Consider the following 20567-nt stretch of genomic DNA (forward strand, 5'->3'; position numbering starts at 1 on the left):
CGCGCCGACCGACGCGGCACCCGCCGAGACCTCCGCTCCCTACCTGGTGAGTGGCGTCACCACCCTCGACCAGCGCAACCAGATCGCGGCCACCGGTGCGGCGATCGACAGCGTCGACCACGGCGTCGTCGACATCAGCGCGACCCCGTCGGAGGTGGCGAAGCTGCGGCAGCAGGGCTTCACCGTCACCCGGGCGCTGCGACCCGCCACCCCGTCCGGCCCGGCCACGATCCTCGACTTCCCGTCGGCGGACTCGGGCTACCACAACTACGCGGAGATGACCGCCGAGCTCAACCAGGCCGTCGCCGACCACCCGGCGATCCTGAGCCGGACCAGCCTCGGCAACTCCTACGAGGGCCGGTCCATCCCCGTCATCAAGATCTCGGACAACGTCGGCGTCGACGAGAACGAGCCCGAGGTGATCTACACCGCGCACCAGCACGCCCGGGAGCACCTCACTGTCGAGATGGCGCTGTACCTGATCCGCCAGCTCACCGACGGCTACGGCACCGACGCGCGGATCACGAACATCGTCAACTCGCGCGAGATCTGGATCGTGCCGGACATGAACCCCGACGGTGGCGAGTACGACATCGCGACCGGCGCCTACCGCTCCTGGCGCAAGAACCGCCAGCCGAACAGCGGCAGCAGCAACGTCGGCACCGACCTGAACCGCAACTGGTCCTACAACTTCGGCTGCTGCGGCGGCTCGTCGGGCACCACCAGCTCGGAGACCTACCGCGGGCCGTCGGCGTTCTCCGCGCCGGAGACCCAGCGGGTGCGTGACTTCGTGCTCAGCCGGCGGGTCGGCGGGGTGCAGCAGATCAAGACGCACATCGACTTCCACACCTACGGCAAGCTGGTGCTCTGGCCGTTCGGCTACACCACCGCCAACACCGCGCCCGGCCTGGACGCCGACCAGGAGGCCACCTTCCGCACCCTCGGCATCCAGATGGCCGGCACCAACGGCTACACCCCGGAACAGGCCAGCGACCTGTACATCACCGACGGGTCCATCGACGACTGGATGTGGGGCGACCAGCGCATCTGGTCCTACACGTTCGAGATGTATCCGGGCAACTCCGGCGGCGGCGGCTTCTACCCGCCCGACGAGGTCATCGCGGCGCAGACGGCACTCAACCGCGAGTCGAGCCTGCAGATCGCCGAGTACGCCGACTGCCCGTACCGGGTGATCGGCAAGGAGGCCCAGTACTGCGGGGCGAGCCCGGGCACCACCGTGTGGTCCGACGACTTCGAGACCAACCTGGGCTGGACGGTCAACCCGGCCAGCACGGACACGGCGACCAGCGGCGCCTGGGAGCGCGGTGACCCCGAGGCCACCGACTCCAGCGGCCCCAAGCAGCTCGGCACCACGGTCAGCGGCAGCAACGACCTGGTGACGGCCCGCCTGGCCGGCGCGAGCGCCGGCGCCAACGACGTCGACGGCGGCACGACGAGCGTGCGCTCGCCGAGCATCACGCTGCCGGCGACCGGGACGCTGACGTTGAGCTACTCGTGGTACCTCGGCCACGGCAGCAACGCCTCGTCGGCCGACTTCCTCCGGATCAGCGTGGTCACGGGCAGCGGCACCACGGTGCTGTTCACGGCCGCGGGCGCCGCCACCGACCGGGACGCGTCCTGGGCGACCGGCAGCGTCAACCTGACCCCGTACGCGGGGCAGAGCGTCCAGATCCTGATCGAGGCCGCGGACGCCTCCACCGCGAGCCTGGTCGAGGCCGGCGTCGACAACGTCGTTGTCCGCCAGGCCTGACAGGCAGGCTTGAGAAACAGTGAGCCGCCCGTGTCTACGGCACGGGCGGCTCACCGCGTCTGTAGGGGCGTGACGTTCGAGGAGTACGCGTTCGCCCGCACCGCGGCGCTGGTGCGCTTCGCCCGGCTGCTGACCGGCGACGAGCACCGCGCCGAGGACCTGGTGCAGGACGTCCTCGCCAGGGCGTACGCCCGCTGGGGCCGGATCTCGCGCACCGACCGCCCGGACGTCTACGTCCGCCGGATGCTGGTCAACGCCCACCACTCGTGGTGGCGGCGGCGCAGCAGCGGGGAGGTGTCCGTGGCGGCGCCGGGGGAGCGGCCCACGACCACGGACGAGGCGGCCGAGGTCGCCGAGCGCGACGCGCTGTGGCGGCTGGTCCGCGACCTGCCCGCGCGCCAGCGCACCGTGATCGTCCTGCGCTACTACGAGGACCTGGACGACGCGCGCATCGCGGAGATCCTGGACTGCTCGACCGGCACGGTGCGCACCCACGCGAAGCGGGCGCTGACGGCGCTGCGCGAGCGGCAGGGCGCGGCCGTGCCGGCGACCACAACCACCGGAGGTTTCTGATGAGCACCGATCTCGACCAGCGGCTCGCTGCGACGCTGCGGGACCGCGCCGGCGGTGACGTGGATCCGGCACCGATCGTGGCGTGGGCCCGCCACCGTGGCGGCCGGCTGCGGTTCCGGCGCCGGATGCTGGCCGGAGCCGCCGCCGGGTGCACTGTCGTGCTCGCGGCGGTGGCGTTGGTACGGGTGGAGCCCCGGCCGCACACCCCGGCCATGCCACCCAGCACGCTCGCGCTGCCCGTGGCCCCCGGCCTGCCCGGTGCGCTGCAACGCCCCGGCGCGGTCGGTGCCGACCCCGGCGTGGTGCACTTCTCCGCCGACGACGTGCTCGGCGGCGCCGAGTACGCCACGTGGCAGGCCGGCCGTGGCACGGAGAGCGTCGAGATCCCGAACAAGGCCCGGGTCCTGCTCGCCACCGACGTCGCGGCGCTCGACGCGGCGGGGCTGCACCTGGCCTCGGCGAGGCAGCCGCGGCCACCGGTCGACGTGCTGGTCGGTGACCGTCCGGGGACGGCGTGGTCGGACGCGGCGCCGACCGGCGGCGGCACCCTGTGGACCGTCCGCTGGCAACCGGCCGGCGGCCTGTGGGCGCAGCTCGACCTGTACACCGGCGAGCGCGGCGAGGCGACCGCCGCCGCGGCCCGGGTGCGCTTCGACGCCGCCCACCGGTGCGTGGTGCCGTTCCGCCTGGACGTGCTGCCGGTGGGGGCCCGGATCCGCGAGTGCTCGGTCCGCCTCGGCGCGGGCGGCTTCGTCTCGGGCGCCCTCATCGTCGACGGCGGCGGCGGCCGCTGGCTGGCGGTCCGGGCGGAGCGCCGGCCGCCCGGCGTGGGGGAGAGCGGCGGTGACCTGGTGGCGGGGCCGTACCGGGTCAGGCGCGTCATCGACGGCCAGCTCGAGATGCTGGTCCAGCAGTGCCTCGTCGACGCGTTTCTCGCCGACCGCGGCGACGACTTCACCGAGCAGGACGCGCTCACCGTCCTCGGCGGCTACCGACCCGCGCTGGACCTGGACCATCCGGACACCTGGTGACACCCAATCCCCGTTTTCCTCCTCCTTTTCAGGTGATTTCTTCTAGATTGCCCGAAGAGGAGCGGGGGTCGAGATGGTGTTCGGCAGGCTGCTGGCGGCGGTGCTGATGGCGGGTGCCTGCGGGCCGGTGGCGGTCGCGGCGCCCGCGACCGCGGCCACCGGCGTCGCGACCGAGTTCGTGGCCACGGTCCAACCCGGATGGGCCGGCATCGGCGACCTCCAGTCGCTGGTGCTCATGTTCATCCACGACGCTCCGGGCAACCCCGCGGTCTCGGAGGGCAACGGCGCGACGTTCACCGTGCCGGTGGACATCGAGGTCGACGACGGTCACCCCAACTGGTGGCAGAGCACCTGCACCGGGCCGGTGACCGTGACGAAGGCGATCGTCGCCGGCGTCACCAAGGTCACCGTCGGCGGGGCGGCCGTGGCCAACGGGGACTCCTGCGACGTCCGCGTCGACATCACCAGCAGCGTCGCCAAGTACACCCTCTTCGCCGACGAGACCGTCAGCGCGCCGACCGCCGGCCTGTGGCACCTGTTCGGCGACCAGGGCATCTTCTTCCTGTCACCGCCGGAGCTGACCGCGAGCTTCGCCGCCGCCACCATCAACCCGGGCGGCACCACGATGCTGAACGTCCGCATCGACCGCACCGACAACACCGTGCCGAGCCTGCCGGGGTTCCAGAACGCCAACTACATGCTCACCCTCCCCGCCGGCCTGACCGTCGCCGCCGGGACGCCGGTGGTCGCCGACTGCGGCGGCGGCCCGGTGCTGACGGCCGCGGGCAGCACGATCACGCTGACCGGCAACACGGTCACGGTCACGGACCCCTGCGCCGTGCAGGTCCCCGTCACCGCACCGGCCGCGCAGCTGTTCGACGTCGACGACCTCGGCTTCACCTCCACCGGGCGGGCCACCCTCGTCGCCGACCTCGACGCCGACGTGTCCTGCTCCGACGTGGTGCTGTGCGGCTCGCCGACCCTGACCGTGGGCACCCCGGCACCGCCGGTGCCCCCGCCGCCGCCGGCTCCCGCCGTGACCGTCCCGGCCGCACCGGCCGCGCCGACGGCCACCGCCGCGCCGGGCGAGGCGACCGTCACCTGGACCGCGCCGGCGTCCACCGGCGGGTCGGCGGTCACCTCGTACACCGTGCGGGCCTTCCGCGACGGCAGCCCGGTCACGGGCAGGACGTGCACGCTCGGCGCCCCGTTCACGGCGCCGCTGCGGTGCACGGTCGGGTCGCTCACCAACGGCACCGCGTACACGTTCCGGGTCACCGCGACCAACGCCGCCGGCTCCGGGTCCGCCTCCGGCGACTCGGCACCCGTCACGCCGCGGGCCGCCACGACCGCCCCGGGCGCACCCGTCGCGGCCGCCGCCGTGCCGGGCAACGGTGCCGCGACCGCCACGTGGACCGCGCCGCCGTCCGACGGCGGGTCGCCGGTCACCACGTACACGGCGCAGGCCTACCGCGACGACCAGCCGGTGGCGGGCGCGGCCTGCACCATCGCCGCGTCGCCGCCGCTGGCGTGCACCATCACGGGCCTGACGAACGGCACCACGTATCAGATCCGGGTCCGCGCCACCAACCTCGCCGGCACGTCGACCGGCAGCGCCCCGGCGACCGTCGTCCCGCTCGCGCCGCCGGCCGTCCCGGGCGGGGTCACGGCCACCGGCGGCACCTCGTCCATCACCGTCGACTGGACCGCGTCCGCGTCCTCCGCCGGCGCCGCCGTCACCGGCTACACGGTCACCGCCGCGCCGGGGCCGTCCACCTGCACGACCCGCGTCACCGACCCGGACCCGACCCGCTGCGTCCTCGGCGGGGTCGCCGGCACCACGTACACGTTCACGGTCGTCGCCGACTCCGCCAGCGGCCCGTCGGACCCGAGCGCGCCGTCGGGCCCGGCAACCGTCGCGGCTCCGGTCGCCCCGCCGACCCCACCGCGGACCACGCTCGAGCTGACCACCGACAAGGGCCGCATCGACACCGCCGCGCCGGGGGAGCAGCTCGTCGTCATCGGCAACGGGTTCGCCGCCCACTCCACCGCCACCATCACCATCTACTCCGACCCGGTCAACCTCGGCACCGTGGTCACCGACGAGCACGGCGACTTCACCAGACCGGTCACCATCCCGGCCGGTCTGGCCGCGGGCGGCCACGCGGTCGTCGCCCAGGGCGTCGACCCGGACGGCCACCAGCACGCGATGCGCCTGGACGTCACCGTGACCACCGCCCTCGCGGTGACCGGCCCCGCCACGCCCCGCCTGCTGCTCACCGGCCTGCTGGCCCTCACCGCCGGCGTGGCCCTGCTGCGCACCCGCCGCCGCCCCACCACGCACCTGCTGCCGCCGGGCGTCGCGTACAACTGACCGGGGCCGGGAGCCCGGCTGTGCGCCGGGCCGTCGCCGTTGCCGGAAACCTGGTTGGTCAGTGGCTGGAGGTGGCCACCTCGAGCGGGACCTCGGCCGGGACCGGGCCGGCGGGAGTGGTGGGGCTGCCCGGGGTGATCCGCAGGTGCACCGTCGTGCCGACGTCGAGGCCGAGCGCGAGGAACTCGTTGCGGGTCAGCGTGACGATGACGGCCTGGCCGGTCGCGGTGGTCACGTCGATGCGGATCTCGAAGCCGATCCGGGTGATGCGCGAGACCTGGCCGGCGACGTCGTCGGGGCCGGCGGGGGTGGTGCTGATCTGCAGGTCGTGCGGGCGCACCAGGTGGTCGCCGAGCTGCGTGACCGGGCCGAGGAACCGCATGACGAAGTCGTTGGCCGGGCGGTCGTACAGGTCGTCGGGGGAGCCGATCTGCTCGATGCGCCCGTCGTTGATGACCACGATCTCGTCGGCGACCTCGAGGGCCTCCTCCTGGTCGTGGGTGACGAAGACGGTGGTGACCTCGACCTCGTCGTGCAGCCGGCGCAGCCAGTCGCGCAGCTCCTTGCGGACCTTCGCGTCCAGGGCGCCGAACGGCTCGTCGAGCAGCAGCACCGTCGGCTTGATGGCGAGGGCCCGGGCCAGGGCCATGCGCTGGCGCTGGCCGCCGGACAGCTGTGCGGGCAGCCGGTCGGCGAACTGCTGCAGGTGCACGAGCTTGAGCAGCTCGTCGACCCGCTCCGCGATCTCGTCCTTGGGGCGCTTGCGGATCTGCAGGCCGAAGGCGACGTTGCGGCGCACCGACATGTGCTTGAACGCGGCGTAGTGCTGGAACACGAAGCCGACGTTGCGCTTCTGCGGCGGCAGGTCGGTGGCGTCGATGCCCTCGATCTCGACCCGGCCGGTGTCGGCGCGTTCGAGGCCGGCGATGATGCGCAGCAGGGTGGACTTGCCGCCGCCGGACGGGCCGAGCAGTGCCGTGAGCCGGCCCGAGGGGATGCTCACCGTGACGTTGTCGAGCGCGACGAAGTCCCCGAAGCGCTTGCCGACTCCTGCGATTTCGATGCTCAACGGTCTTCCTTCGGCCGGAGGACGGATACGACGATGATGCTTGCCACGGCGACGAGGGCGAGCAGGAACGCGGTGGCGTAGGCGCCGCCCTTGTCGAAGTTCAGGTACTTCTCCTCGACCACCAGCGGTGCGGTGCGGGTGAGTCCCAGCACGTTGCCCGACACGATCTTCACGGCGCCGAACTCGCCGAGCGACCGGGCGAGGCTCAGCACGACGCCGTAGATGATGCCCCACTTGATCGAGGGCAGGGTGATGCGGCGGAAGGTCTGCCAGGCGTTGGCGCCGAGGCTGCGGGCGGCCTGCTCCTGCTCCTCGCCGACCTCCTCGAGCACCGGCACGACCTCGCGGATGACCAGCGGCAGGGCCACGAAGACGGTGGCCATGACCATGCCGGCCTCGGCGAAGATGATCTGCAGGCCCCAGCTCTCCAGGGTCGGGCCGAACCAGCCGTTGCGGCCGCCGTAGACCAGCACCAGGGAGAGGCCCACGACCACGGGCGACACCGACAGCGGCACGTCGAGCAGGGCGTTGAGGAACCGCTTGCCGGGGAAGCGGTAGCGCACGAGCAGGATCGAGATGGTGACGCCGAAGACCGTGTTGATGATGACGGAGATGATGGCGATCTCGACCGACAGGTGCAGCGCGTGCACGATGTCGGGGTCGGTGAGGATCGCCCGCAGGTCGTCGAAGCCCTTCTTGAAGGTGTTCTGGCCGACCAGGTACACCGGCCAGGCCACCAGGAAGAACAGGTAGGTGACGACGACGAGCCGGATCAGGTAGGTGACCGGGCCGCGCTTGCGGGTCCAGGCCTTGCCGGCGGACGCCTTCTTCACCGGGGCGGGCTTCACCAGGGTGTCAGCCACGGCGCACCGTCCTTCGCTGGATCACGTCGAGGATCACGATGACGGCGAACGAGATCACCAGCAGGACGGTGGCGACCGCCGCCGCGTTCTCCAGGTGGTCGTTCTCGATGCTGCTGAAGATGCGCACCGAGGTCACCTCGGTGCGCATCGGGAGGTTGCCCGACAGCAGGACCAGCGAGCCGTACTCGCTGACGCCGCGGGCGAAGGACAGCGCGGCCCCGGCGGTGATCGCCGGGGTGAGGCTGGGCAGGATGACCTTCCAGAAGATCGTGAACCGGCTGGCGCCGAGCGAGGCGGCGGCCTCCTCGACGTCCTGGTCGATCTCGGCGAGCACCGGCTGCACGGTCCGCACGATGAACGGCAGCGTCACGAACAGGAACGCGACGAAGACCGCGGTCCGCGTGTTGGCGATGTCGATGCCGAGCGGGCTGTTCGGTCCGTACAGCGACAGCAGCACCAGGCCGGCGACGATCGTCGGCAGCGCGAACGGGATGTCGACGAGCACCTCGAGGACCCGCTTGCCGAAGAACCGGTCCCGGACCAGCACCCAGGCGATGAGCGTGCCCATCACGACGTTGACCAGCGTGACGCCGATCGAGGTGAAGACGGTGAGCTCGATCGAGGCGAGCGTCTGTTCGGCGGTGATCGCCTCCCAGAAGCCGCTCCACCCCTCGGAACCGGCGACCGCGATGACCGCGGCGAGCGGGATGAGCACCAGGAGGCTGAACCACAGCATCGCGACCCCGAGCCCGAGCCCGGAGACGCGTGTGAGGGGGTGGCCGGAAACGGCCGACCGGGCCGGCCGGCGGTTGCCCGCCGGCCGACCCGAGTCAACGGTCGCGGATGTCACTTGGCTTTGCCCGACGCGGCGATGATCTTCACGATCAGGCCCTCTTTCTCGTCGAAGAACTTCTTGGAGAGCTTCGACCAGCTCTCGAAGTCCTTGTCGACGGTGAGCAGCTTCTTCGGCGTCGGGAACGGGCTGTTCGGGTCGATGGCACCCTCGACGCCCTTGGTGTCGACGCCGGAGATGATCGGCCGGAAGCCCTTGAGCACGAACTGGCGCTGACCGTTGGTGCTCAGCACGAAGTCGAGCCAGTCCTTCGCCTTCGGGTTGGCGTTGGTGAGGATCGCGCCCGGGTTCTCGATCAGGATCGTGGTGTCCGGGTAGACCCAGTCCAGCTTCTCGCCGCTCTGGCGGGCCAGGATCGCCTCGTTCTCGTAGGCGAGCAGGACGTCGCCGGTGCCGCCGATGAACGCGGTGGTGGCGTCACGGCCGCTGCCCGGGAGGGCGACGACGTTGCCGAAGAGCTTGGTGAGGAACTCGCCGGCCTGCGCGTCGGTGCCACCGTTGGCGGTGATGTGTCCCCACGCGGCCAGGGCGTTCCAGCGGGCCGCGCCGGAGGAGGCCGGGTTCGGGGTGACGATGCCGATGCCGGGCTTGATCAGGTCGTCCCAGCCCTTGATGTTCTTCGGGTTGCCGGGGCGCACCGCGAGGACCACGACCGAGGAGGACACGATGCCCTTGGTGGGGCCGGCGTTCCAGGTCGGGTCGACCAGCTTGGCGTCGACCAGGCGGGTCACGTCGCTGGACACCGAGAAGTGCACGTAGTCGGCCTTGAGGCCGGCCACGACCGCGCGGCTCTGGTCGCCGGAGGCGCCGTAGGAGGTCTGGAACTTGACGCCCTTGCCCGCCGGGGTCTTGTTGAACTCCGTGGCGATGGCCTTGTTCGCGGCCTCAGGCACCGCGAAGCCGACGATGCTGAGCGTGGTCGACTCGCCGCTGGCGCCGCCGGCGTCCTTCGCCGTGGTCCCCGCGCACGCCGACAGCAGTAAGCCGGCGGCGAGCATGAGAGCGGCGGTCGCTCTGATCGGGTGCTTCATGGGGAACCTGTCCTCCTGGGTCAGCGATGCGCAAGGGGGTCGTGCGGTGATTCGTCTGCGAGCAGGTCGGCGAGCGTGGCCTGATCGACGATCTCGTTGACGGCGGTGTCCACCGACAGCCAGACCCTCTGTAGGCCGCGCCCGACCCCTTCGTACGTGGCCTGCTGGGTTGGCAGTCCCCGCACCGTGGTCAGTGCGCCGTTCATGGCGCGCAGGATCTCGCCCACCGTGATGGCTGCCGCCGGGCGGGCGAGGCCGTAGCCGCGCTCGGTGCCGCGGTGGCTGTGGACCAGCCCGACGCGGCGCAGTTCGAGAAGGACCGTCTGCAGCGAGCCGATGGACATCTGCTCGCTCTGTGCCAGCTCCGCTGCCGTGATCCGGCCCGGGTCCGCTGCCGCGATGGCGAGCATGGCCCGGATCGCATAGTCGGCCCGCACGGAGATGTGCACTTCAAGGTCCCCCGTTGTGCTGCCATTGCCTATCTTGTCTAGTTACTAGGTAGGAATAGAATAATTGCAGGACGGCGGCTGTCAAGGTTGCGCACCGCAGTCGGCCCGTGTGGGTTGCGTTACATCGTTCGATCGGTGGGGGTGCCGCCGGTCAGGGCTTCGCCGCCCGCTCGTGCACCATCCGCAGCAGGATCGGGTCGATGACCAGGGGGTCGGCGCCGGCGAGGAGGCGCACGACGGCCGGCCCGGCGTCCCGGGCGACCACGACCGTCAGGCCCGTCGACTCGAACTGGGCCGGCGCGAGCCGGATGCCGTCGGACCGGGTGCCGTCCGTGGTGAGCACCACCACGCAGCCGGCGGCGACCCCGGCCGTGCCCCAGCCGAGGGGTTCGACGCGGCGCGCGAGCTCCTTCAGCCGGGTGTCGACCGAGGTGTTGGGGCGCCCGTCCGCATACACCCGGCAGGCGTGCCCGTGCGCCGGGTTGAGGTCGTACGTGCCCGGCCGCACGCCGTCGAGCACCGCGAGGAACACCACGCTGCGGTCGCACACCACGGCGGACCGGACCGTGCCGTCCCGCCACGGCATGGCCCGCGCCGCGGGCAGCGGGCCGAGGACGTCGTCGAGCCAGTCCGGCGGGTAGGTGTCGGCCAGCCAGTACCGGTCGCGCATGCCCTGGAACAGCTGCCCGCGCTCGTGGTTGGCCCGGACGGTCTCGGCCTGCGCCATGTCCTGCCGGACGTATCGCTCGACCTCGTGCACGGCGACGACCTGGCCGCCGGCGGCGATCAGGGTGAACAGGGCCATCACCAGGTTGATGAACGGGTGCTCGCCGACGCGGGACAGGTACACCACCAGCGGCACCGCGTAGGCCGCGAGGGTCGCCGCGGCCGCCGGCCCGGCCAGCCGCCGCAGGTCCAGCGCCCGCCGCAGGGTGAGCGCCGCGCCCAGTGGCAGGGCCACGAGCAGCGCGCTCGACCACCAGGTCCAGTCGAGCAGGGTCAGCAGGCCCAGGCCGCCGAGCCCGGCGAGCGCGCTCGCGGCGATGTTGCGGCCCAGGTCCGGGTCGGCGGCCGGCACGTCGAGCAGGCGCGGCCGGACGTCCGCCCCGGGGACGGCCGTCGGTGCCTCGTCCGGCAGGAGTTTGGTCGCGGCGGGCGGTGTCGCGGCGAACGCCTGCTGCGGCGCCTGCTCGGCCGCGCGGAGCAGGTCCTCGCGCAGCCGCCGGGCCGACTCCGGGCGATCGGCCGGATCGGGTGCGAGCGTCCGGCGCAGGACCGCGGCGACGGGCTTCGGGACGGTGGCGAGCGCCGCGTGCGGCTCGAGCGCCGACGGCGGCTCGCCGAGCAGCAGCGTGTGCAGGGTCGCGCCGAGGGAGTACAGGTCGGAGGCGACGCTGTCCGGCTGCCCGGCGTGGACCTCGGGCGCCATGTACCCCTTCGTGCCGATCCTGGCCGTCGCGGTGTACCGGCCGTCGTCGCGATGGATCGCGGAGATGCCGAAGTCCGACAGCACCGCGACGCCGTCGTCGGTGAGCAGGATGTTGTTGGGTTTGATGTCGCGGTGCAGGATGCGCGACGCGGCCTCGTGCGTGTGGATGAGCGCCTCGGCCACCTGCGCGCCGATGCGCAGCACGTCGGCGACGGGCAGCGTCCGCTCGACCAGGAGCCGGTCGGCGACCGACGCGGCGTAGAGGTCCATCACCACGTATCCGGTGCCCTCGGCGGTGAAGTCCGCCTCCAGCAGCCGCACCACGTGCGGCCGCCCGCGCAGCGCCTGCAATGCCTGGACCTCGCGCAGGAACCGCCGCCGGTCGGCGTCGTCGAGATCCCGTTTGTACACCTTGATCGCGACGGCCGACTTGTCCAGCGTCGTCTTGTGCGCCCGATATACCTGTGCCTGGCCGCCCTTGGCGCTGATCAGCGTGAGGTCACGGTAGCCGTGGATCTGCGGCACAGTGACCATGAAGCCTCCCGCCGGCGATTCTAGCCGCCGCCGCGCCGGGAATCCGCCCGTCCGCCGGGTTTTGCCACCCGATCTGTCACCCACGTCCCTTTCGCGCGGATGTGTTGATTAGCCCGGACCTCCGGTGCTGTTCATCTGTTGCATGTCCGGCGCAGGCCTTGAACAATGCCTTTCTTCATGCACCAGGAAAAGGCTGACTCCTTTACGAAGGTGCAGTTCATTGCCGCGCATATCGTCTATTCGTGAACGCACAATGGGCCGAATGGTCAGCCTCGGATCATGCATTGTGTATTTCGCCGGCACGATTCATCCGTCGTTCATTGTCGGAGCACTCGGCAGTGGTTCTTCACTGCGAAGGTCGGCGTCGCATTCAACTTTGAGTGCAAGGCGGAAAGGTCATGGAATGCGACACATCAGTAAGGTCGGGCTGGGGGTGGCGGGGGTAGCGGTGCTCCTGCTCACCCAGGCCACCGCGGCTCACGCCGATGTCGCGGCACAGGGCAACGACATCGTCGGCATCGGGTCCGACACCATCCAGTACGCCGCCGACTTCCTGGCCGACGGCGACTACCAGGGCAACCCCGGCTTCAACGCCGCGGGCGGCCGGGTGTTCAACTTCGACGCGACCGGCGACGCCAGCGGCAAGCTCACGGCGGGTGCCACCGTCGTGCTGCGGGGCGGCAACTTCCCGGTCACGCGCCCGAACGGCTCCGGCGGCGGTCTGACGTACTTCACCCAGACCGACACCGGCGCCACGAAGAAGGTCCAGTTCGTCCGCAGCTCGCGCAAGCCGAGCAAGGCTGAGGACGACCGCGCGATCGCCAACGGCTGGGGCGGCCTGCGCTGCTACCAGCTCGGCCTCGACGGTCTGCGGATCGCCGTGTCGAAGAACGTGGCGACGAACGCCGGCACCGCCGGCATCAGCTCCGCGGACCTGAAGAAGATCTACAGCAGCCCCCCGCAGATCACCACGTGGGGCCAGGTCAGCGGCTACAACGGTCCGAACCCGGGCGCCACGATCGTCCCGATCCTGCCGCCCGCGACCTCCGGCACCGAGCAGTTCTTCATCGCGCAGATCGGCCTCACCGAGGCTCAGGTCCGCACCACCGCTGAGGGCCTGGTCCGGGCCGAGGAGCACGACCCGACGCCGATCCAGGGCAACGCGAATGCCATCGCGCCGTTCTCGACCGCCCGTCTGGTCATGATCCACAACGGCTACTTCAACGCTGGTACCGCGCAGGACCCGGTGACGCTGCAGTCCGGTGGAGTCGCGTTCGACGTGACCCGGCCGGTGTACTTCATCGTCCGTAACAGCGAGATCAACACCTCGTGGAACAAGGCGCTCTTCGCGCCGGGTGGGTTCCTGTCCCAGTCGTTCCTCGCGCAGCCCCTGATCGAGGACTCGGCCGGTTTCACGTACCAGTACGCCGACGCGGGCCTCTGCCACACCGCCTGAGCCGGCGCACATCAACCTTCGAAACGGAGTCCCAGTGAAGATTCGCTCCAGGTCCCTGATGGTCGGGGCGGCAGCCCTGGCTGTCGCGGCCAGCGTCCTGGTCGGGGGAGGTGTCGCCTACGCGGCGGTGACCCCGGCCTTCGAGCCGGACCCCAACGCGATCGGCAGCATCACCCTGTACAACGCCAGCGGCGCTGTCATCACCGGCGGTAGCCTCACCGACAGCCCGATCGCGGCGTACGCGGCGGCTTCCGGCGCGGGCCGCACCGGGGACGTGAGGGCCTTCCTCCGGGTGGCCACCCCGAAGGCGGCCACGCCGACCGACCAGTTCGAGTCGGCCGTCGTCACCAACACCACCAATTTCCCGAACACGGCCGCCCCGGCGCCGCTCAACGGGCTGGGCACGACCCCGCTCGTCAGCGCCACGGCCGGCACCTCCCTGGGCGCCTACATCGCGTCCAAGCCCAACACCGAGACGGCCGCGAACCTGGCGAACATCTACCAGCTCCGCCTGATCACGACCGCCCCGGGCCAGTCCCCCGACGTGAACTACTTCCGCCTGGACCTCCAGGTCGACACCGCGGCCGGCACGTGGAGCATCGCGTACCCGGCGTCGGCGACGGCGACCACGACCACGCTGACCGCCAGCCCGGCCAGCCCGGTCAACAGCGGGACCGCGGTCACCCTGACCGCGAAGGTCACGCCGGCCAACACCGCCGGTTCCGTGCACTTCTTCGACGGTGCGACGGACCTCGGTGCGGGCACGTACAACCCGGCCACGGGCAACGCGACGCTCAGCGTCACGCCGTCGGTCGGCAGTCACTCGCTCACCGCACAGTTCACCCCGAGTGACACCTCCGCCTTCAACGGTTCCACCTCCACGGCGCTGCCCTTCACCGTGAACGCCCCGGGCACGCCGACCACCACCACGCTGACCGTGACCCCGCCCAGCGGGACCGCGGCCGGCACCGGTGGCACGCTCGACGCGACGCTCTCCGCGGTCGTGGCCCCGGTCGGCACCGCCGGCTCGGTCCACTTCTTCGACGGCGCCACGGACCTGGGCGCGGGCACCTACGACGTCGCCACCGGAACGGCGACGCTCGTGAAGACCCTCGCCACGGGCAACCACCTGCTCATCGCGACGTTCACCCCGAGCGTCGGCGGCTTCCAGTCGTCGTCCTCGGCGATCCTGAACTACGCGGTGGTCGGCGCGAACGGTGCGGCTGTGCCGCTCGACGCGCAGAACAACAGCGAGCCGTTCGCGGGCGCGCTGGTGCTCCAGGTCGCGGCGGGCACCGCCGTGCACCTGACCCAGGTCCCGGTGAACGACCCGAACGGCCACCCGGCGCAGGCGACCGACCCCACGGGTCACCGTCACGCCTGGGTGTTCACGGGCAACTTGACCGGCGTTTCGGTCAACGACACCCGGCCCACCCAGGACGGCTGGACGCTCAACGGGCAGGCCGCGGACTTCCGCAACGGCCAGACCGTCGTGCCGGCCACCAACCTCGGCTGGGTGCCGGCTGCCAGCGGCGGCGACGCCGAGGGCACCGTGGCCGCCGGCGCGGCGGTCGACTCGAAGCTCAAGACGGCCACCAGCAACGGTCTGCAGACCAGCAGCCAGTTCGCGAAGGCCGCCCCGGGCAACGGGCTCGGCACCAAGGACCTCACCTCCGCCCTGGAGCTGCGGATCCCGGACACGTCCCCGACCGGCCTCTACACCAGCACCCTCACGCTGACGCTGGTCAGCCCGTGACGGTGCGGTAACGCACAACACGCCAGGTCGGCCCGGGGCCACCCCGGGCCGGCCTGCGCCCATCTGCTGCACATCCGACGGACGGGAAACCTGCTATGAGACGCCTTTTCGCACTGGTCGCGGCTGTCGCCGTCGCCGCGGTGCTGACCCCCGCGGCCGCGCACGCCGAGCCCGCCGACGACGGCAACCGCGCCTGGTCGCTGCGGCCCGGCACGCCGGAGGGCAAGCCCGACAAGCGCACCCACTACACGCTGCAGGGCATCCCCGGCGCGGCAGTGGAGGAGAAGGTGCTCGTCACCAACAGCAGCAAGGTTCCCGCCTCGTTCGTCATCTACGGCACCGACGCGTTCAACACCTCGACCGGCGCGTTCGACCTGCTGCCGGCCGCGCAGAAGCCCACCGACATCGGCTCCTGGATGCAGTTCCAGGCACCGGCGATCACCATCGACGCCGGCGCCACCGTCGCGGTGCCGTTCAAGGTGGTCGTGCCGGCCAACGCGACCCCGGGCGACCACGCCGGTGGGGTCGTGGTCTCCCTCGCCACCGGCACCGACGTCAAGGTCGACACCCGGGTCGCGGTCCGGCTCTACCTCAGGATTGCCGGGCTGCTGCGCCCCGTACTCGCGGCCCAAAAGGTGGAGGCGCACTACTTCGGGGTGACCAACCCGTTCAGCGACGGCTCCGTGACCGTGTCGTACACGGCGGAGAACACCGGCAACATCCGGCTGCAGAGCCACGCGAAGCTGGTCGTGAAGTCCGCGCTGACCGGCATCACGCTGGCCGAGAAGAAGCTGCCCGACCTGCCGGAGCTGCTGCCCGGCCAGCGGGTGCCGCACGAGGCCGAGATCGACGGCGTCTTCCCGGCCGGCCCGCTGACCGTGCGGGTCGAGCTGGAGCCGTTCGGCGACCCGGAGCAGCCCGTCGGGCAGGCCGTGCCGAAGGCGGAGGGGCACACGACCATCTGGGCCTGGCCGTGGCTGCTGCTGATCGTGCTGCTGATCCTGGGCACCGGCGCCGGGTTCCTGGTGCGCCGCTGGCTGATCCGCCGCCGGCAGGCCCGCGCCGACGCCGCCGCGCTGGAGCGCCGCCGCGCCCGCAAGGAGAGCAAGGCCGGAGCGGCGGCATGACCAACCGGTTGACGGTTGCTGCGGTGGTACTGGCAGCAGCGGCCGCCCTGACCACCACCGGCTGCTCGGCGGACAAACCGGCCGCCGTGCCCTACACCGACAGTCGCTCGGCCGGCGGCATCGTGCTCTACGGCAAGGACGGCAAGCCCGCCACGACGGGAAAGACGGCCGACAAGCCGTTCGTCGCGAAGGCGATCGCCCAGGCGAAGGCGCCCGAACCCTACGACCGGGACGGCCGCAAGGCGACGCTGCTCGCCTTCCTGCCCCGCAAGGACGCCGACCCGACGCAGTGGCACGGCCGGTTCCTGACCGGCGCCAGCGCGTATCCCGACGCGGCGCACCCGACGGTCGTCGCACCCGCGGAGGCCGGTTCCCTGGCCGAGTTCCTGGACGTGTACCCGACCCAGTGGGACGGGCTCGTCCAGCTCCGCATCTACCTCGGGGTGCCCGGCGAGGAGACGCTCACCACGAGCTACGCGACCGCCGACATCCGGGTCAGCGGCGGCACCTGGACCGTGGTGCGCGGCGGGTCCACCAAGGCCGCCGGCCGGATCGGCGCCGCGATGGCGGGCGCGGCCGTGATGGACGGCGAGACGGGCGTGCCGATCGAGGTCCGCGTCGACGGTGGCTCCACCAGCCCCAGCCCCAGCCCGACCCCGGCCGGTGGCGGCGGCCCGCTGCCGCGCACCGGCGCCGACGTGATGACCCTCGCCGGCGGCGGCCTGCTACTCGTCGTCGCGGGCGTCGCCGCTGTCCTGCTCGGCCGGCGACGCCGTGCCACCGCCACCGCTCCCCGCGAGGAGGCCCACCGATGACGACCGCGCCGACCGAGGAGTCACACCCGCACGAGCCGCAGCCGGCACCGTTCGCACCACCGGACGGCGCCGCCCGCCACGCCGCGCCGGACGAACCGGGACCGGACGAACCGGGACCGCAGTACGCCGGTCCGCAGTACACGAGCCCGCAGTACGCGAGCCCCCAGTACGCCAGCCCGCAGTACGCGGGTCCGCAGCACCCCGGGCCACCGCATCCAGGCCCGCAGCACTCCGGGCCGCCGCATCCGGGTCCGCAGCACCCTGGGCCACCGCATCCGGGTCCGCAGCACTCCGGGCCGCCGTATCCGGGTCCGTGGTCCTCCGGGCCGCAGGAGACGCTGCCGTTCGGTCCCGTGCCGCCGCCGCAGTTCCAGCCGCCGGGTCACCCCGCGCCGCCACTGGGTTACACCGCGCCGCCGCTGGGCTACCCCGCGCCGCCGCTGGGCTATCCCATGCGGCCGGTCGCGGCGCCGGCGGCGCCCCTCGCCACGCTCGACGCGCGGGCGATCTCGGCCTGGTTCGGCAGCCGTAAGGTGCTGGACCGGGTGTCGCTGACGATGCAGCCCGGCCGGGTCACCGCGCTCATCGGCCCGTCCGGCTGCGGCAAGTCGACGTTCCTGCGGATCCTCAACCGGATGCACGAGCTGGTGCCGTCGGCACAGCTGGCCGGCGAGGTCCTGCTCGACGGCGCCGACATCTACGACACCGGCCGCCGGATCACCGACGCGCGGCGCCAGATCGGCATGGTGTTCCAGAAGCCCAACCCGTTCCCGACGATGAGCATCTACGACAACGTGGTCGCCGGGCTCAAGCTGACCGGCCTGAAGGTCCGCCGCTCGGAGAAGGACGCCCTGGTCGAGGAGTGCCTCATCAAGGCCGGCCTGTGGCGGGAGGTCAGCGACCGGCTGCGCTCGCCCGGCGGCGCGCTGTCCGGCGGCCAGCAGCAGCGGCTGTGCATCGCCCGGTCCCTCGCCATCCGGCCCCGGGTGCTGCTGATGGACGAGCCCTGCTCCGCGCTCGACCCGACCTCGACCCGGGTCATCGAGGAGACGATCGCCGAGCTCGCCGCCGAGGTCACCATCGTCATCGTCACGCACAACATGCAGCAGGCGCACCGGGTCTCGCAGCAGTGCGCGTTCTTCCTCGCCGAGCACGGCACGCCGGGCGCGATCGTGGAGAGCGGCGAGACCGAGCAGATGTTCGGTTCGCCCGTGGACCGGCGGACCTCCGACTACGTCAACGGCCGGTTCGGATGAGCGTCGTGTCACTGGAAAAGCCGCAGGACCCGGTGCCGGACCCGGAGCCGGACCTGGTGCCGGAGCCCGAGCAGGACCAGCCGCGCCAGCTGGCGGCGGCGCGCTCGCTGCAGGACCGGATCTTCCGGGGCGGGTCGCTGAGTGTCGGCATCCTGGTCATGGTCATCTTCGGGTCGATCGGCTTCTTCCTCGCGTTGCAGTCGATCCCCACGCTGTCGCGGTACGGCTGGGGCTTCTTCACCGAGAGCGACTGGCAGCCGGAGCGCGACGCGGTCGGCATGTCCGCCGTGCTGCTCGGGACCTTCCTGGTCGGGCTCATCGCGATGATCACCGCGTTCCCCCTCGCGCTGGCCTGCGCGCTGTACATCAGCGAGTACGCCGCGCCGGGGCTGCGCAAGTCCCTCGTCGCGATGATCGACCTGATGGCGGCCGTGCCGAGCATCATCTACGGGCTGTGGGGCTTCTTCCTGCTCGGGCCGCAGCTGATCCCGATCGCGCACTGGCTGCACCAGAACCTCGGCTTCATCCCGTTCTTCCGGGTCGAGACGGACCCGAACGAGCCGGTCTGGGCGCAGTCGCAGTACACCGGATCCGCGTTCGCGGCGGGTCTGGTCGTGGCGATGATGGTCATCCCCATCGCCTGCGCCGTGATGCAGGACGTGTTCTCGCAGGCACCGGCCGGCGAGCGGGAGGCGGCCCTCGCCCTGGGCGCGACCCGCTGGGGCATGATCCGCACCGTGGTGCTGCCGTTCGGGCGGGGCGGCATCGTCGGCGGCACGATGCTCGGCCTCGGCCGGGCGCTCGGCGAGACCGTCGCCGTGCTGCTGATCATCGGCATCGCGTTCGACCTCAAGGTCCGGGTGCTCGAAGTCGGCACGATCACGGTTTCCTCGCTGATCGCCAACCGGTTCGGCGAGGCGACGGCGGCGCAGCTCGCCGCGTTGCTGACCGCCGGCTTCGTCCTCTTCGTCATCACGGTGATCGTCAACACGATCGCCGCCATCATCGTCAGCCGCGGCCGCAGCGGCGCGTCCACCGAGATCTGAGACGGGAGGGGATCATGTCGACCACGAGCACGAGCGGCACCCGTACCGACGCCGCAGCCGCAACGAAAACGGACCCTTCGGCTCCCGAGCGGCCCCGGCGGTTGCGTGCCCGCACGCTCGACGACAAGCTGAGCCTCCTCGGCGCCACGGCCGGCTCGCTCGCGCTGACCTGGGTCCTCTACGGCAAGATCCTGCCGTTCTCCGGGCTGGTTGGCTTCCTCATCGTCTGGTATGTCGTGTTCCTGCTGATGTACGCGACCGTGACCAGCCTGTCCAGCCCGCGGCCGGTCGTGGTGGACCGGGTCGCCGGGGCCGTCGTGATGGCCGGCGCGGGCGTCGTCGCCGTCGCGCTGCTGTCGACCGTGTTCTACACGTTGGTCCGCGGCGTGCCGGTGGCCCTGCACTGGAACTTCTTCACCAAGGACATGAGCGGGGTGCGGCCGACGGCCCCGATGAGCGAGGGCGGCATCCTGCACGCGCTGGCCGGCTCGGCCGTGGAGATCGGCATCGGGGTGCTGATCTCACTGCCGCTCGGCGTGGTGACCGCGGTCTACATGGTCGAGGTCGGCGGGCGGCTGTCGAAGGTCGTGCGGACCGTCGTCGAGGCGATGACGGCCGTGCCGGACATCCTCGCCGGCCTGTTCGTCTACACGACGCTGGTGGTCGGACTCGGGTGGCCGAAGTCGGGGCTGGCCGCCGGTCTGGCGATCGCCGTGACGATGGTGCCGATCATCGCGCGGGCCTCCGACGTGGTGCTGCGGGTGGTGCCCGGCGGCCTGCGCGAGGCGGGTTTGGCGCTCGGCGCGTCGCAGTGGCAGGTGGTCCGCCACGTGGTGCTGCCGACCGCCCGGCCCGGCCTGGCGACCGCGCTGATCCTCGGCGTCGCCCGCGGCATCGGCGAGACGGCGCCGGTGCTGATCACCTCCGGAGCGTCCACGTTCCTCAACCTCAATCCGACCGAGAACACGATGAACTCGTTGCCGCTGTTCATCTTCATCGGTGTCCGAAGTGGACAGCCGCAGTTCATCGACCGGGGGTTCGGGGCCGCGGCGGTCCTGCTCACGGTGGTGCTGCTGCTGTTCTCCCTGGCCCGCTGGCTCGCCCGGCCGAAGGTGTGACCGCCATGCGACCGAC

Annotated in this window: 17 protein-coding genes; 11 read left to right on the forward strand and 6 right to left on the reverse strand. The window is 71.8% G+C overall.

Features of this window, described 5'->3' with window-relative positions:
- From Dsi01nite_RS05555 to Dsi01nite_RS05570, 4 genes are all read left to right on the forward strand, one after another.
- A partial coding sequence (locus Dsi01nite_RS05555) for a M14 family metallopeptidase (RefSeq protein WP_203844937.1) occupies nucleotides 1-1771 on the forward strand: 1771 nt, incomplete at its 5' end.
- Nucleotides 1772-1840: 69 nt separating this feature from the next.
- A complete protein-coding gene (locus Dsi01nite_RS05560; protein ID WP_203844938.1) occupies nucleotides 1841-2344 on the forward strand; it encodes a SigE family RNA polymerase sigma factor in 504 nt (167 codons plus the stop codon).
- Nucleotides 2344-3375: a hypothetical protein gene (locus tag Dsi01nite_RS05565; RefSeq protein ID WP_203844939.1), complete on the forward strand. Its 1032-nt coding sequence runs from the start codon at nucleotides 2344-2346 to the stop codon at nucleotides 3373-3375. The genes Dsi01nite_RS05560 and Dsi01nite_RS05565 overlap by 1 nt, the downstream gene beginning before the upstream one ends.
- A gap of 73 nt (nucleotides 3376-3448) precedes the next feature.
- Nucleotides 3449-5749 carry a fibronectin type III domain-containing protein gene (locus Dsi01nite_RS05570; protein WP_203844940.1) on the forward strand — a complete coding sequence of 767 codons (2301 nt, stop codon included), beginning with the start codon at nucleotides 3449-3451 and terminating at the stop codon, nucleotides 5747-5749.
- A 58-nt stretch (nucleotides 5750-5807) separates the two neighbouring features.
- On the opposite strand, the gene Dsi01nite_RS05575 is transcribed toward Dsi01nite_RS05570, so the two are convergent.
- From Dsi01nite_RS05575 to Dsi01nite_RS05600, 6 genes are all read right to left on the reverse strand, one after another.
- The gene (locus tag Dsi01nite_RS05575; RefSeq protein WP_203844941.1) at nucleotides 5808-6818 is read right to left on the reverse strand and encodes a sulfate/molybdate ABC transporter ATP-binding protein; all 1011 of its coding nucleotides are present in this window, start codon (nucleotides 6816-6818) and stop codon (nucleotides 5808-5810) included.
- A complete protein-coding gene (locus Dsi01nite_RS05580; RefSeq protein WP_239135713.1) occupies nucleotides 6815-7681 on the reverse strand; it encodes a sulfate ABC transporter permease in 867 nt (288 codons plus the stop codon). Before Dsi01nite_RS05580 ends, Dsi01nite_RS05575 begins: the two co-directional genes overlap by 4 nt.
- Nucleotides 7674-8531 carry a sulfate ABC transporter permease subunit CysT gene (cysT, locus tag Dsi01nite_RS05585; RefSeq protein ID WP_203844942.1) on the reverse strand — a complete coding sequence of 286 codons (858 nt, stop codon included), beginning with the start codon at nucleotides 8529-8531 and terminating at the stop codon, nucleotides 7674-7676. Before cysT ends, Dsi01nite_RS05580 begins: the two co-directional genes overlap by 8 nt.
- Nucleotides 8528-9565: a sulfate ABC transporter substrate-binding protein gene (locus Dsi01nite_RS05590; RefSeq protein ID WP_203844943.1), complete on the reverse strand. Its 1038-nt coding sequence runs from the start codon at nucleotides 9563-9565 to the stop codon at nucleotides 8528-8530. The genes cysT and Dsi01nite_RS05590 overlap by 4 nt, the downstream gene beginning before the upstream one ends.
- Nucleotides 9566-9585: 20 nt before the next feature.
- Nucleotides 9586-10014, reverse strand: coding sequence for an RrF2 family transcriptional regulator (locus Dsi01nite_RS05595; RefSeq protein ID WP_203844944.1), 429 nt, complete (start codon nucleotides 10012-10014; stop codon nucleotides 9586-9588).
- A gap of 151 nt (nucleotides 10015-10165) precedes the next feature.
- Entirely contained in the window at nucleotides 10166-11977 is a 1812-nt protein-coding gene (locus Dsi01nite_RS05600; protein WP_203844945.1) for a serine/threonine-protein kinase, read from the reverse strand.
- 403 nt (nucleotides 11978-12380) lie between these two features.
- Between Dsi01nite_RS05600 and Dsi01nite_RS05605 the strand changes: the two genes are divergently transcribed.
- The 7 genes from Dsi01nite_RS05605 to pstA all read left to right on the forward strand — a co-directional run bounded on the left by Dsi01nite_RS05605 (nucleotide 12381) and on the right by pstA (nucleotide 20551).
- The gene (locus Dsi01nite_RS05605; RefSeq protein WP_203844946.1) at nucleotides 12381-13433 is read left to right on the forward strand and encodes a PstS family phosphate ABC transporter substrate-binding protein; all 1053 of its coding nucleotides are present in this window, start codon (nucleotides 12381-12383) and stop codon (nucleotides 13431-13433) included.
- Between the two features lie 34 nt (nucleotides 13434-13467).
- On the forward strand, nucleotides 13468-15189 hold the full coding sequence (locus Dsi01nite_RS05610; RefSeq protein WP_203844947.1) for an Ig-like domain-containing protein: 1722 nt from the start codon (nucleotides 13468-13470) through the stop codon (nucleotides 15187-15189).
- A 95-nt stretch (nucleotides 15190-15284) separates the two neighbouring features.
- A complete protein-coding gene (locus Dsi01nite_RS05615; protein WP_203844948.1) occupies nucleotides 15285-16316 on the forward strand; it encodes a WxL protein peptidoglycan domain-containing protein in 1032 nt (343 codons plus the stop codon).
- Nucleotides 16313-17131 carry an LPXTG cell wall anchor domain-containing protein gene (locus Dsi01nite_RS05620; RefSeq protein WP_203844949.1) on the forward strand — a complete coding sequence of 273 codons (819 nt, stop codon included), beginning with the start codon at nucleotides 16313-16315 and terminating at the stop codon, nucleotides 17129-17131. The genes Dsi01nite_RS05615 and Dsi01nite_RS05620 overlap by 4 nt, the downstream gene beginning before the upstream one ends.
- 452 nt (nucleotides 17132-17583) lie before the next feature.
- Nucleotides 17584-18387, forward strand: coding sequence for a phosphate ABC transporter ATP-binding protein (locus tag Dsi01nite_RS05625; RefSeq protein ID WP_203844974.1), 804 nt, complete (start codon nucleotides 17584-17586; stop codon nucleotides 18385-18387).
- The gene (gene pstC, locus Dsi01nite_RS05630; protein ID WP_203844950.1) at nucleotides 18384-19433 is read left to right on the forward strand and encodes a phosphate ABC transporter permease subunit PstC; all 1050 of its coding nucleotides are present in this window, start codon (nucleotides 18384-18386) and stop codon (nucleotides 19431-19433) included. Before Dsi01nite_RS05625 ends, pstC begins: the two co-directional genes overlap by 4 nt.
- 14 nt (nucleotides 19434-19447) lie before the next feature.
- Nucleotides 19448-20551, forward strand: coding sequence for a phosphate ABC transporter permease PstA (pstA, locus tag Dsi01nite_RS05635; protein WP_203844951.1), 1104 nt, complete (start codon nucleotides 19448-19450; stop codon nucleotides 20549-20551).
- The last annotated feature ends 16 nt before the right edge of the window (nucleotides 20552-20567 follow it).

Origin of the sequence: Dactylosporangium siamense, assembly GCF_016862795.1 — a bacterium.
In the GTDB taxonomy this organism is placed as follows: domain Bacteria; phylum Actinomycetota; class Actinomycetes; order Mycobacteriales; family Micromonosporaceae; genus Dactylosporangium; species Dactylosporangium siamense.

What these genes read in the sequence shown, in the direction of transcription:
- Dsi01nite_RS05590 (WP_203844943.1), bottom strand. Translation starts at nt 9,565, where the DNA reads ATGAAGCACCCGATCAGAGCGACCGCCGCTCTCATGCTCGCCGCCGGC.
- Dsi01nite_RS05570 (WP_203844940.1), top strand. Translation starts at nt 3,449, where the DNA reads ATGGTGTTCGGCAGGCTGCTGGCGGCGGTGCTGATGGCGGGTGCCTGC.
- Dsi01nite_RS05625 (WP_203844974.1), top strand. Translation starts at nt 17,584, where the DNA reads ATGCGGCCGGTCGCGGCGCCGGCGGCGCCCCTCGCCACGCTCGACGCG.
- Dsi01nite_RS05565 (WP_203844939.1), top strand. Translation starts at nt 2,344, where the DNA reads ATGAGCACCGATCTCGACCAGCGGCTCGCTGCGACGCTGCGGGACCGC.
- pstC (WP_203844950.1), top strand. Translation starts at nt 18,384, where the DNA reads ATGAGCGTCGTGTCACTGGAAAAGCCGCAGGACCCGGTGCCGGACCCG.
- Dsi01nite_RS05600 (WP_203844945.1), bottom strand. Translation starts at nt 11,977, where the DNA reads ATGGTCACTGTGCCGCAGATCCACGGCTACCGTGACCTCACGCTGATC.
- Dsi01nite_RS05620 (WP_203844949.1), top strand. Translation starts at nt 16,313, where the DNA reads ATGACCAACCGGTTGACGGTTGCTGCGGTGGTACTGGCAGCAGCGGCC.
- Dsi01nite_RS05615 (WP_203844948.1), top strand. Translation starts at nt 15,285, where the DNA reads ATGAGACGCCTTTTCGCACTGGTCGCGGCTGTCGCCGTCGCCGCGGTG.
- Dsi01nite_RS05605 (WP_203844946.1), top strand. Translation starts at nt 12,381, where the DNA reads ATGCGACACATCAGTAAGGTCGGGCTGGGGGTGGCGGGGGTAGCGGTG.
- pstA (WP_203844951.1), top strand. Translation starts at nt 19,448, where the DNA reads ATGTCGACCACGAGCACGAGCGGCACCCGTACCGACGCCGCAGCCGCA.